This window comes from Methylobrevis pamukkalensis (assembly GCF_001720135.1).
Lineage (GTDB): Bacteria > Pseudomonadota > Alphaproteobacteria > Rhizobiales > Pleomorphomonadaceae > Methylobrevis > Methylobrevis pamukkalensis.
Window position 1 is genome coordinate 1 of sequence record NZ_MCRJ01000010.1, and the last position, 12,390, is coordinate 12,390.

Here is a 12,390-nt window from a genome sequence, read left to right on the forward strand (position 1 = left end):
TTCTCCCCACCGGGGAGAAGGTGGCCCGAAGGGCCGGATGAGGGGGCTTGCGCAAACGCCCGCCCCCTCCACCCAGTCGCTTACCCCCGCAGGCGTTTCGCCGCGTTCATCACGTCGAGCGCCTTGTCGTAGTCGGGAACGATGTCGTATTCGACGCAGCGGGCCATTTCCTCGGTGAGGCTGTCCCACTGGATCGCGTCAGTTCCTCGGGCGTGAACAGGTCGAAGCACTCCTTCGTGCCCATCTGCGACACCGGGTTGAAGGTGCCCTCGGCGAAGGCGACCGCATGGGCGACGTCCGGCGCCTGCACGTATTTCAGGAACTCGAGGGCGAGCGGCGAGACATTGGGATTGTTGCGACCGAGGTGATCTCGATCCAGGCAATGCCGCCCTTGCCGCCTTCCATCGGGCCCTTCAGCGGGGTGACACCGCGCAGGTTCGGATAGCCGTCGGCGCGCGCGGCGAGACCGAGTAGGTGCCGCCGGTCATGTGCAGGTCGATCTCGCCGGAGATCAGCGCCTGGTTCATGGTGGCGATGTCGCCGATCAGTTTGGCGCCCTTGAAGACCTTCTTCGCGGTCTCGTCGAACTTCGCCATCTCGTCGTCGCTGTGCACCTTGAACGGATCGATGCCCGCGATGAGGAAGATGTTGAACACGTTCCAGTCGTCGGACTCGAGAATCCCGTATCGGCCGGCCAGCGCCGGATCATTGAACAGATCCCAGCCGGTGCTCTCGGCCGTCTCGCGGCTGACCTTCTCGGTGTTGACCACGAAGCTGTAGGGCCCGAAGCGCTGGGCCATGCCGAGCAGCTCGCTGCCGTCGTCGCTCATCGCCCACTTGTAGGGCGCCTTGAAGTCCGGAAGCATCGTGTCGAAGAAGGGCTCGAACTCGTCCTTCGGCAGCGGCATGATCAGCTTCTCGGGCGCCATCACCTTGCGCGCCCAGGGATTGTTGACGTTGATCAGGTCCCAGGTGTTGATCTCGCCGGCCCGCAGGCGGTTGATCATGGTCGGGTCGTTGGTCAGGCTCTCGGCCTTGACGGTGGCCCCCTGCGCCGAGCGGAAGGGATCGAGCACGTCGGCCGAGTTGTAGCCCTCCCAGCACAGGATGTTGAGCTCCTTCTCCCGGGCGGCAAACGCGCGGTTGACGTTGGCAAACGGGCCGGCGGCGAGTGCGGCGGCGCCCATTCCCTTCAGGACGGAACGTCTGGACAGTCCGGTCATGGCAGATCCCCTCATGCGATCGTGATGGCTTCCAGCGTGCCGGCCCGATTTCCCACAACACCGCCACATCGGCGCATGCCCTTGAAAACCGGCTTCTCTTGGAGCCGCCTGCCGTTTCGGCAGCCGGATCATGTGGCACTTATGTTGGACTTTGCAGCATCCTAAACACCGACATTTGGGCTTTACAACATTATTTTAGCATCGCACATTGCCGAAAAGTGAGGAGCCCATCTCATGGGCATGAAAACTCGGCGCTTTCCGGTCCGCCGGTCGCGCCACATCGAGGGGAAAACTCATGTTCACATCGCTGGAAGGCCGCACCGTCATCGTCACCGGGGCCAGCAAGGGGATCGGCCGCGGCATCGCGCTCCGCTTCGGCGAGGCGGGTCTCAACGTGCTGGTTGTCAGCCGCACGCTGGCCGAGGCCGAGACAGTCGCCGCCGAGATCGGGCCGAGGGCCTCGGGCTTTGCGGCGGACGTGACGCAGGAGGAGGATTGTGCGGCCATGGCGGCGGCGGCGGTGGAGCGCTACGGCGCGATCGACGTGCTCTGCGCCAACGCCGGCATCTTTCCGGCGGCCAAGCTCGGCCAGATGACGGCGGCCGACTTCGACCACGTGATCGGCACCAATCTCAAGGGCACCTTCCTCAGCGTCTCGGCCGTGCTGCCGGAGATGAAGGCGCGCAAGAAGGGGCGGATCGTGCTGACGTCGTCGATCACAGGGCCGATCACCGGCTATCCGGGCTGGTCGCACTATGGCGCCTCGAAGGCCGGCCAGCTCGGCTTCATGCGCACGGCCTCGATCGAGCTTGCCCCCTGGAACATCACGGTCAACGCGGTGATGCCCGGCAACATCCGCACCGAAGGCCTCGACGGTCTCGGTGCGGACTACATCGCCGCCATGGAAGCGTCGGTGCCGATGAAGCGGCTCGGCACGGTGTTCGACATCGCCAACGCCGCGCTGTTCTTCGCCACCGACGAGGCCGGCTACATCACCGGCCAGGGCATGGTGATCGACGGCGGCCAGGTGCTGCCGGAATCGCTGGCGGCCCTGCAGGAAATGGGCACCGCCTGAACGGCGGACGGACGGAAAAGCGGGCCGCGACATGCATCGCGGCCCGCCTCGGGAACCGATGATCTGGACGCCTCAGACGAAGGCGTCCTCGTAGGCGACGACCACCTGCCGCTGGCTGCCGAGCCGGTCGATGCCGAGCGTCACGACGTCGCCGGCCTTGAGATAGGTCGGCGGCTTCATGCCGAGGCCGACGCCCGGCGGGGTGCCCGTGGTGATGATGTCGCCCGGCACCAGCGTCATGAATCGGCTGAGATAGGACACCATCATCTTCACGTCGAAGATCATGGTGCGGGTGTTGCCGGTCTGCATCCGCTGGCCGTTGACGTCGAGCCACAGGCCCAGAGCCTGCGGATCGCCCACCTCGTCGGCGGTCACCAGCCAGGGGCCGATCGGGCCGAAGCTGTCGCAGCCCTTGCCCTTGTCCCAGGTGCCGCCGCGCTCGAGCTGATATTCCCGCTCCGACACGTCGTTGATGCAGACGTAGCCGGCGACATGGTCGAGCGCCTCGTCTTCGGAGACGTAGCTGCAGGTCGAGCCGATGACGATGCCGAGTTCCACCTCCCAGTCGGTCTTGACCGAGCCCGGCGGCAGGATGATGCGGTCGTTCGGGCCGCCGATGCAGGAGGTGGCCTTCATGAACACCACCGGCTCCGCCGGGATCGGCATGCCGGCCTCGGCGGCGTGGTCGGAGTAGTTGAGGCCGATGGCGATGAACTTCGGCACCTCGGCCACCGGGCAGCCGAGACGAGGCTCGCCCTCCACGAGCGGCAGCGCGGAAGGATCGAGCCCGGCCAGCGCCTTCAGGGTCTCGGGCCCGAGCAGGTCGGCGGTCAGGTCGCCGATGAGGCTGGTGAGGTCGCGGATGCGGCCGTCCGCGTCCAGAAGGCCGGGGCGTCATCGCCCGGCGGGCCATAGCGCAGAAGTTTCATGTCGGACGTCTCCTGTCATGAACGCGTTCAGCCGCCGTGGCAGCCTGCTGCGGTCGGTCTCGTCACTTGCTGCGGCGGTAGAGCGTGGCCAGCGTGGCCGCGACCAGCGCGAGCGCCGGGGTCTCGGCAGCCTCCGGCTTCGGCTCGTTGTCCGCATCGGAGGCGACCAGCGCCGCCGGCTTGTGGCCCTCGAGCCCGGCCGAGCCGCTGAGCGCCCACCAGCCTTCGGGAAAGATGCGCTCGGCCATCAGGATGGCCTCGTCGACCGACCGGCTCGGCATGCCGCGCGGCAGGACGTTGTCGGAAGACGGCGACGAGCCATCGTTGAGCACGCCGTAGTAGGCACGCAGCAGGTCACGGTCGAGCCCGGGCGTGCCTTCGGGGTCCGGCGAACACGGCGCAGCAACTTCTGCAGCTCTTCGAAGGACACCGGCGTCGTCTCGGCCACCGCGCGGATCTGCTCGGCGGTGTCGTCGCCTTCCATGGGCTCGCCGACTTCGCTCCGTTGCTGCTCCTTGCGCTCCTGGACGATCTTCGCGGCACTGCGGACGCCGTCGAGATAGGCCTCGCGCCGGATGGCCTCCTCCCGGTCGCGGATCGACTGGACCAGTTCGGCAAGCTCGCCGACAAGCCGCCGCTGACCGTTGGGAGGCCCAGAGGTCACGAACTTGCTTGCCCGGTGCAGGATATCCTCGACCGATATTGCGAGATTATGCTCGTCCATCGTCACGACCCGATCGCATTCAGTCTGCCCTTCGCTTTCCCCATAGAGACCTTGACGCAGGATGGGAAGTCTCCGGCGGTCTTCATCGCGGATTTTGCGCCGGTAGCCCTGCATGTCCCGCGCCGCACAATGCCTTGGCGCGCGGCGCATGGCGGTGTATGAATCCACCAGGCCCCGCAGGAAAAGCCCTGTGGCGGCAGATTGCCGATTGCAGCTCGACATTCGGGCGCTTGGAAAGGTCTGAAATTTCCTTAATTCTGGAGCGAAGTCTGCAGCGCGCGCCGCGTGCACAGATCCCGCATCGCGACGGTCGCCCTCACGGGGCGCGGATCGGGTCCCGCCCGAGGGTCTTGCTGGCGACGCCGATCGCTCCTTTGTCCGACAATCTGCATTCCGGCCGATGCGTCGGTCTCCACCGGGACTTTGCCCGGCCTGTGGCTTCGGCAGGCAGCCTGCCATCGCATGTTGAGAGGGAATTCGGTGGCTGAACCGAACACGACAAGTCAGAAATCGCCGGCACCCGTCAGTGCCGAGGTCCTGATGCGGCTGGACCGTGTGCGCCCGAACCGGTCCGCCAGGGAGGCCGCCGCACCGGTCGCCGAGGTCGACATTTCGCCCTCCGAGCCGATGCCGTCGGCGGCGCCCGCGCCCGCCCGATCGTCTCCGCCCGCGCAGGAGGCCGCCCCCGCACCCCAGGCCAAGCGCCGCCCGCGGCAAAGGACCCTGCCCCCCGCCGGCGGACAAGGGCCAGCCGTCCGCAAGGGAAGCCGCGCCGCCACCCGCACCCAAACCGCCTGGCAAGACCGCCGCGGCTGCGGACGGCGGTTCGGCAAAGGAGGCTGCCCCGGCGCCGGTTCCCGCGCCCGGTCCCGCGAAGGAGAAGAAGAACGCCGGCCCCGCGAAGGAGGTCGTGTCTGCAAAGGCGGTCGTGCCGGCAACCGAGCCCGGCCCCTCGAAGGAACTGTCCACGGTCGTGGCGAAGGTGCCTGCCGCCGAACTTCCGGTGGACGCGCCGGCTCAGGTTCCGGCCAAGCGCGCAAAATCCTCGCCTCCCGCCGAAGTCGTCCCGGGAGGTCCGCCCGGCCCGGCGATGCCTCTGCCCCCGCCGCGCGCCAACCGGCGCGGCAAGAAGCGCCGCGGGTTCTCCGGCGCGATGCTGTCCTTCCTGATCGTGGTCGTCCTGCCGACCCTCATCATGGGCAGCTACTACGCCTTCTTCGCGTCGCCGCAGTACATGTCGGAGTTCCGCTATTCGGTGCGCCCGGCCGACCTTGCCTCGGCCTCGGCCGCCGGCAACTCCGTCGAGACGGCGATCATGTCGGACAGCTACATCGTGGCCGACTACGTGCTGAGCCGCGACCTTCTCGACGAACTCGAGCGCCGCCTCGGGCTGCGCGAGATCTATTCGCGGCCGGAGATCGACATGTTCTCCCGCTTCGACGCATCCGGCTCGACCGAAGACTTCGTCCGTTACTGGAACGGACGCATCTCCGCGAACTACGACCTGATGACCGGCATCACGACGGTCGAGGTCACGGCCTTCACGCCGCAGGATGCGCATCGCATCGCCCAGGAGGTTAAGCTTCTCTGCGAGAACATCGTCAACGCCATTTCCGATCAGGCGCGGAAGGGCCAGCTGGAGTTCGCCCAGAACGAGCTCGACCGGGCCGAACAGCGGCTCAAGGACGTGCAGAACAAGGAGCAGACCTTTCGCGTCGAAACCCGCAGCACGGACGCAAGCGCGACCGCCGCCTCGCAGCTCGCCCTGATCGCCTCCCTGCGCACCCAGCTGACGCAGATGCGGGCGGAATACGAATCGTCCAAGACGACACTCGACGAGAGCTCTCCGACGATGCGGGTGCGCCGCAACAGCATCGCCGCCCTCCAGAACGAGATCGACAGCCTGGAAGGCCAGATCGACGTCTCGCAGAGTCGGGAGGGCGCCCCGCGGGCAGCCGGCGCCGCGACGCTGAATGTCTACGAGACCATTCAGCTCGAGCGGGAGATTGCCGAGAAGCTCTATGCCTCCGCGCTGCAGGCCTTCGAGCAGTCGCGCATGCTCGCCGCCGCGAATCTCATCTACCTTGCGACCTACGTGCACCCGAGCCTGTCGCAGACGCCGACCTACCCGCGGCTGTTCATCGACACCTTCATCGTGCTGCTCTGCTGCATCGGCATCTGGGTGATCCTGAGCCTGATCTTCCACAGCATCCGGGATCACGCCTGAGCAGGACACCGCCCCGCGCCGCCCGGGCGCACGCGGGCAGCAGCTGAGAAGTCGACGGAAGGGCCATCGTGGGCATCGAGTTCGAGGACGTTCACAAGACGCTGACGCGCAAGGGCGACCAGACGCACCTGTTTTCGCGGGTGAATTTCAGCATTCCCGATGACCGCGCCGGCATCATCTTCGCGCCGCCGGGCGCCGGCAAGACGTCGCTGGCGCGACTTGCCAGCGGCAACATCCCGCCGGACCGCGGGCGGATCCGGCGGGACGGCAAGGTGTCCTTTCCCGTCGGCAGCCAGAACGTCTTCAACAACATCCTGACCCCGCGCGAGAACATCGCCTTCCTGTGCCGCGTCTACGGTTTCAGCGCCCGCGAGGTCGTCGATTTCGTCTGCGACTTCGCCGACCTCGGCGACGTCATCGACCGGAGGACGAGCAGCCTCGACAAGGACAGCCGCTCGCGGCTCCAGTTCACGCTGCCCTATGCAATGCCCTTCGATCATTATGTCGTCGACGAGACCCTGACCGGGGGGCGCGAGCCCTTCCGCGCCAAATGCGAGGCCCTCGTGGCCTATCGCATGCAATCGGCCGGATTCCTCGTCGTCGCCTCCACGCCGAAGACGATCAGCAAGTCCTGGGACCACGTGTTCGTGCTCGCCAACATGCGGGTGACGGAGGTGGCCAGCGTCGAGGCCGCGATGGCACTCGTCAAGGACATGCCGGCAATCCCGCACAAGAAGGTCCGCGTCCGCGACCAGCGCCCCGATGAGAACGAGGACGACGGCTTCGACATCTGACGGCGTGTGCGGCCGCAGCGTTTCGTGACGGGCTCCCCGTCGCCCTCAGCGCAGGCCTCGCGTCTCGCCATTCCCCCGGCCCCGCGCCGGAATCGCGAACGGCGGAACTCCTGCGCCGCCCGCTCCGTCCGGAGGACATGTGACCCGCAGATCCGTCATTCTCGACCTCACCCGCGTCATCAAGCGCCCGCGCCTTGCGGCGCCGACCGGCATCGACCGGGTGGAGATCGCCTATGCCATGGGGCTGCCGGCGCGGCTCGGCGACCGGCTGCGGTTCGGCCTGCGCCTCGGCGGCGACTTCGTGCTGCTGCCGAAGGACGAGGTGGACGCCTTCTTCGCCAGGGTCCTGCCCGGATGGGAGGAGGCGGGACGCCTTGCCGACGATCGCAGCGCCCGGGCCCGGCTCGATCCGGTGCTGGGTCCGGCGGCGACGGCGCCGCTTCACGCCGCAGCCGCCAAGGCGCCGCGCAAGCCGCTGATCGAGCCCTGGGCCGAGCGGATGCTGTGGTTTGCCCGCCGCCGCGCAGTCGACGTGGTGACGCGCGCGAGGAATCCGGAGCCGGGGTCGATCTACCTCAACCTGTCGCACAACGGCCTGACTGAAGGCGGCCGGATGCTGGCCTTTGCCGAGCGCATGAAACTGCTGCCGGCCTTCTTCCTGCACGACCTGATCCCGATCACCTTTCCCGAATACGCCCGCGCCGGCGATGACGCGATGCACCGCGAGCGCCTCGACACCATGCTGCGGCGGGGCCGGCTGATCATCGTCAACTCCGACGACACCCGCGACGCCCTCCTCCACCATGCCCGGGCGCAGGGCCTTGCGGCGCCCGAGTGCCTCGTCGCCCATCTCGGCATCAGCGACATGTGGTATGCGCCGCCGGCCGCCGGAACGGCGGCGGAGCGGCCACCCTATTTCGTGACGGTCGGCACCATCGAGGCGCGCAAGAACCACCTGATGCTGCTCAATGTCTGGCGCCGGCTGGTCGAGATCGACGGTGCACATGCGCCCCGGCTCGTGATCGTCGGCAAGCGGGGCTGGGAAATCGAGAGCGCGGTCGACATGCTGGAGCGGTGTGCCACGATCCGCGACCACGTGATCGAGGCGGGCTCGCTGTCCGATGCCCTGACGATCGATCTGGTGCGCGGCGCCCGGGCCATGCTGTTTCCCTCCTTCGTCGAGGGCTACGGCATGCCGCTTGTGGAAGGCATGGCCTGCGGCACGCCGGTGATCGCCGCCGACATTCCGACCTTCCGCGAGGTCGGCGGCGACATTCCGCTGTTCGTCGATCCGCTCGACGGACCTGGCTGGGTCTCGGCGGTCCGCAGCTTCAGGGATGCCGATGCGCCGGCACGGGTCGCGCAACTGGCCAGGCTTGCGGGCTACGCACCGCCAACCTGGGACGGGCATCTCGACACGGTCTGCGATGCGCTCGACCGGATGTGAGCGGCACAGGGAGACGCGGCGAGCTCAGTCGAGCCGCGTCCACTCGATGCTCTTGCACAGCAGGCCGCCGAGCACGCAGCCCTCGGTCGACATCGTCCTTTCCGCCACCGTGATGATGATCCGGTAACTGCGGTCGCGCTGCGGGTCGAAGGCCCGGCCGTCGAGACGGTTGTCGGCGGTCGGCTTGACGTCCATCACCAGCCGGTCACCGACCTTTTCCTCGCCGCTCGGGTCATTCACCCAGGTGTTGACGGCGCAGAGCTTCTCGCCGCAGGGGGCGATCTTCACCTTGGCGCGCCCGTCACCCCGGGCCCAGAGGCCATCGGGCGAGGCGGCAAGGGCAGGGGTTGCCGCCAGCATGGCGGCAAGGAGGAGGACGGTGCGGACAGGTCCGGTCATCGGTTGTCTCCATGTTCGATGCGGTAGAGGCCGACATCGATGGTTCCTTCCAGGAACCCGGCCTCGCAGTAGCAGAGGTAGTAGTCCCACAGCCGGCGGAAGCGGTCGTCGAAGCCGCGCCGGCGCCGGTGCGGCGGCTCGTCGTCGGCCGCCGGCAAGGCCTCGATCCGCTCCCACGCCGCGTGAAAGCGGGTGCGCCAGGCCGCCAGCGTCGACGCATAGGAGCGGCCGAAACATTCCTCGTGGACGAGCGTCAGCCCGGCCGCGGCGATCTGCTGGCGCAGCACCGTCTTCGACGGCAGGAAACCGCCAGGGAAGATGTGGCGCTGGATGAAGTCGGTGTCGCGGCGATAGTCGTCGAAGCGGTCCTCGGCGATGGTGATCACCTGCAGCAGCGCCGCGCCGCCGGGCGCGAGCCGGTCGCGGATGGTGCGGAAATAGACCGGCCAGTAAGCCTCGCCGACGGCCTCGATCATCTCGATCGAGACGATCCGGTCATAGGTGCCGGTGACGTCGCGATAGTCCTCGAGCCGGATCTCGACCTGCTCGGCACCGCCGCGTTCGGCGACGTTGGCGCGCGCGTGAACCGCCTGCGACGGCGAGATGGTGAGGCCGGTGACATGGGCGCCGCGCGCGGCAATCTCCGCCGCCAGCGTGCCCCAGCCGCAGCCGATCTCCAGCACCCGCTCGCCGGGACCGGCGCCGAGCAGATCGAGGATCCGGTCGACCTTGCGCTGCTGGGCGCGCTCCAGCGGCTCGTCCGGCGCGGCATAGATGCCGGAGGAGTAGAGCATCGAGCCGTCGAGCCACAGCCGGTAGAAGTCGTTGCCGAGATCGTAGTGGAAGGTGATGTTGCGCCGGCTGCCGCGCCGGGAATTGGCGTTGAGCGCATGGCGCAGCCGGAACAGCAGGCGCGCCGCGAGGCCGCCGCGGATGGCGCCGCGCAGGGCGTCGGTGTTGCTGGCCAGCAGCCGGATCAGCGCGGTCAGGTCCGGGGTCGACCAGTCGCCGTCGATGTGGGCATCGGCAAAGCCGATGTCGCCGCCGGTGGCGATCCGCAGCAGCGCGCGCCAGCGATGGATGACCATCACCCCGGTCTCGCCCGGCTCGCGGCCTGTCGCCTCCAGCGTCCCTCCGTCCGGCAGCACCACGGTCAGGTGGCCGAACTGCAGCCGGGCCAGAAGGCGACGCAGGATCCGCACCGGGATGCCGCCGCCAAGGGCAGGCCTCGCCCGGGATGACGCGTCGGGCGTGAAGGTCGGCAGCAGCGGAGCCTCGCCGGATCGCGTCAGGCGCGTCGTGTCTGCCATGAGCGGTGTCCTTTCGATACTTTGGTCGAAATCGGGGTCGGGACATAGGTGACAAGGTCGGCCGGCGGGGCCGGCCGCACGCGCAGGCGGATGCCCTTCATCCAGATGCGCAGGGCCTCGACGTGGATGCCCCCGATCACCTTCAGGGTGAGCAGCGGATGGGTGAGGAAGGCGCCGATCAGCGCCCGGTCGGACAGGTCCCTGCGCCGCGCGGTGTGCACGGCGGCAAGCAGCGGACCTTCGTCGTCGCCGACGTTGATCGACACGGTGAGCCGCTCGTCCGGCAGGCGCAGCCGGAAATCATAGGCAAGATCCATGTCGATGAAGGGCGAGACGTAGAAGCCCTTGCCGCACTGCTGCCGGACCAGACCGCCGGCCGCGCTGTCGATCGGGATCAGATAGCCGTGCCGCTCGCCGAAGGTGTTGTGGACCTCGTAGAGCAGGGCCAGTGGCGTGCCGTCGGCCCGTTCGCAGTAGAAGATGCTGAGCGGATTGAAGCCGTAGCCGAGGATGCGCGGCATGGTGAGCAGCCGGATGCGGCCGCCGTCGGGGGTCAGTCCCGCCGCGGTGAGGTGCGCCTCGACCTGCCCCTTGAGATCGCGGCCCGTCCGGTCGCCGTAGTCGGCGGCACGGAAGGAGAAGAGATTGAAACGCTCGGCCGAGAACAGCCGCAGCCGGCGGTCGAGCTCGGGCAGTTCGTCGAGGTCGAGCAGCAGCGAGAAGATGCGGTAGCTGAGGTGGTGGACCCGCGGGCGGTGCCGGTGATGCATCACCGTGCCCGTGTAGAGGCCAGAGGAAAGCCCGGTCATGTCGCGGCAGCCTCCGCGACCACGTCGCCTCCGGCGCCGGGCACCGGGCCACGGAAGATCCGTGCCGAATCGTCCGCGACGGTCCACGGACGCCGGACGCCGCCGAGATCCTCGGCGACCGCCAGCCCCGCCTGCAGGCCGTCCTCATGGAAGCCGGCCCCGAAATGCGCCCCGCAGAACCAGGTTCCGCGCCGCCCCTGCAACGACCAGAGCGCCTTCTGGGCCGCAAGCGCGTCGAGGTCGAACATCGGGTGACGGTAGTTTTCCCGGCGCAGGACGAGATCGGCGCGCGGGGTGCGGTGCGGATTGAGGGTCACGAACACGTCCTCCCGGACATCCGGATGCTGCAGCTTGTTCATCCAGTACGTCACGGAAAGGCCGTCGGTTTCAGACCGGCGGTCGGCAAGATAGTTCCAGGCCGACCAGGCGGTGCGCCGCTGCGGCATCAGCGCCGGGTCGCGGTGCAGCACCGCCTCGTTGACCGAGTAGCGGAAGGCGCCGAGCACCCGGCGCTCGTCGGCGGTGGGCTCGGCGAGCATGGCCAGCGCGTCGTCGGCATGGGCGGCGATCACCACCTGGTCGTGGCGGTGGGCGGCGCCGTGGGCATCGTGCAGGGTTACCCCGTCCGGCGCGCGCACGATCCGCCGGATCGGCGTCGACAGCCGCACCCGGTCGGTAAACGGGGCGACCAGCCGCTCCACATAGCGGCGGCTGCCGCCCTTGACCGTGCGCCAGATCGGCCGGCCGGTGACCTGCATCAGCCCGTGATTGCAGCAGAAGCGCACGAAGCTGCCGCCGGATAGGCGCCGACTTCGGCGGCGGGGGTCGACCAGATCGCGGCCGCCATCGGATAGAGGTGATCCTCGCGGAAGGCCTCGCCGTATCCCCGTCGGTCGAGCCAGCTGTCGAGCGAGATCCCGTCCATCTCGGAGAGGGCGCGCGGCGCCTCGCGGTAGAAGCGCAACGTGTCGCGCAGCATCGACCAGAAGCGGGGGCTGACGAGATTGCGCTTCTGGGCGAACAGGCCGATCAGGTTGGTTCCGGCATATTCCAGCGCGCCGTCGTCGAGCGAGACCGCAAAGGACATGTCGGTCGGCACGGTCTCCACGCCGAGATGATCGAACAACCGGGTGAGGTTCGGATAGGCCGGCGCGTTGAAGACGATGAAACCGGTGTCGACCGGCACGCTCCGGCCGCCAAGCTCCACATCCACCGTGTTGCTGTGGCCGCCGAGGCGCCCGGCGGCCTCGTAGACCGTGACCTTGTGCCGACCGGACAGCAGCCAGGCCGCCGAGAGCCCGGCAATGCCGCTGCCGACGACGGCAATATCCAGGGGTCTTTGCGTCATGCCGGTGTCCATGGGTGTCTCCTGCCGATGCCCCGGCATCGCTGCCGCGACCGCTCTCTTGTTCTTCGGTCGTCGCGCGGAGGCATTCCCCCAAACCGATCGCCG

General features: G+C 68.2%; 11 protein-coding genes and 2 pseudogenes. 4 read left to right on the forward strand and 9 right to left on the reverse strand.

Annotation, left to right across the window (positions count from 1 at the left end; all coding sequences use genetic code 11):
• Window positions 1-80: 80 nt before the first annotated feature.
• The gene (locus A6302_RS23995; RefSeq protein WP_245293884.1) at window positions 81-230 is read right to left on the reverse strand and encodes a hypothetical protein; all 150 of its coding nucleotides are present in this window, start codon (window positions 228-230) and stop codon (window positions 81-83) included.
• Between the two features lie 183 nt (window positions 231-413).
• Window positions 414-1,223 carry an ABC transporter substrate-binding protein gene (locus tag A6302_RS02950; RefSeq protein ID WP_245293885.1) on the reverse strand — a complete coding sequence of 270 codons (810 nt, stop codon included), beginning with the start codon at window positions 1,221-1,223 and terminating at the stop codon, window positions 414-416.
• Between the two features lie 295 nt (window positions 1,224-1,518).
• Between A6302_RS02950 and fabG the strand changes: the two genes are divergently transcribed.
• Window positions 1,519-2,298: a 3-oxoacyl-ACP reductase FabG gene (gene fabG / locus A6302_RS02955; RefSeq protein ID WP_069305799.1), complete on the forward strand. Its 780-nt coding sequence runs from the start codon at window positions 1,519-1,521 to the stop codon at window positions 2,296-2,298.
• Between the two features lie 72 nt (window positions 2,299-2,370).
• Here fabG and A6302_RS02960 read toward each other — a convergent pair.
• From A6302_RS02960 to A6302_RS21890, 3 genes and pseudogenes are all read right to left on the reverse strand, one after another.
• A pseudogene (locus A6302_RS02960) lies at window positions 2,371-3,227 on the reverse strand (fumarylacetoacetate hydrolase family protein).
• Window positions 3,228-3,289: 62 nt separating this feature from the next.
• A complete protein-coding gene (locus A6302_RS02965; RefSeq protein WP_141703377.1) occupies window positions 3,290-3,475 on the reverse strand; it encodes a hypothetical protein in 186 nt (61 codons plus the stop codon).
• A complete protein-coding gene (locus tag A6302_RS21890; protein WP_141703378.1) occupies window positions 3,475-4,065 on the reverse strand; it encodes a hypothetical protein in 591 nt (196 codons plus the stop codon). The genes A6302_RS02965 and A6302_RS21890 overlap by 1 nt, the downstream gene beginning before the upstream one ends.
• A 796-nt stretch (window positions 4,066-4,861) precedes the next feature.
• Here A6302_RS21890 and A6302_RS02975 point away from each other — a divergent pair.
• From A6302_RS02975 to A6302_RS02985, 3 genes are all read left to right on the forward strand, one after another.
• Window positions 4,862-6,178, forward strand: coding sequence for a KpsE/RkpR family capsule polysaccharide export protein (locus tag A6302_RS02975; RefSeq protein ID WP_069305802.1), 1,317 nt, complete (start codon window positions 4,862-4,864; stop codon window positions 6,176-6,178).
• Window positions 6,179-6,246: 68 nt separating this feature from the next.
• Window positions 6,247-6,972, forward strand: coding sequence for a P-loop NTPase family protein (locus A6302_RS02980; RefSeq protein WP_069305803.1), 726 nt, complete (start codon window positions 6,247-6,249; stop codon window positions 6,970-6,972).
• A 139-nt stretch (window positions 6,973-7,111) separates the two neighbouring features.
• On the forward strand, window positions 7,112-8,419 hold the full coding sequence (locus tag A6302_RS02985; RefSeq protein WP_069305804.1) for a glycosyltransferase family 4 protein: 1,308 nt from the start codon (window positions 7,112-7,114) through the stop codon (window positions 8,417-8,419).
• Between the two features lie 24 nt (window positions 8,420-8,443).
• Here the strand turns inward: A6302_RS02985 and A6302_RS02990 are convergent, their stop codons facing one another.
• The 4 genes and pseudogenes from A6302_RS02990 to A6302_RS03005 form a co-directional block, all read right to left on the reverse strand.
• Window positions 8,444-8,818, reverse strand: a complete 375-nt coding sequence (locus A6302_RS02990; RefSeq protein WP_069305805.1) for a DUF2147 domain-containing protein — start codon at window positions 8,816-8,818, stop codon at window positions 8,444-8,446.
• A complete protein-coding gene (locus tag A6302_RS02995) occupies window positions 8,815-10,128 on the reverse strand; it encodes an SAM-dependent methyltransferase (protein WP_083255453.1) in 1,314 nt (437 codons plus the stop codon). Before A6302_RS02995 ends, A6302_RS02990 begins: the two co-directional genes overlap by 4 nt.
• A complete protein-coding gene (locus A6302_RS03000) occupies window positions 10,107-10,937 on the reverse strand; it encodes a DUF1365 domain-containing protein (protein WP_069305806.1) in 831 nt (276 codons plus the stop codon). Before A6302_RS03000 ends, A6302_RS02995 begins: the two co-directional genes overlap by 22 nt.
• Window positions 10,934-12,297, reverse strand: a pseudogene (locus tag A6302_RS03005) (NAD(P)/FAD-dependent oxidoreductase). Before A6302_RS03005 ends, A6302_RS03000 begins: the two are co-directional and overlap by 4 nt.
• Between the last annotated feature and the right edge of the window lie 93 nt (window positions 12,298-12,390).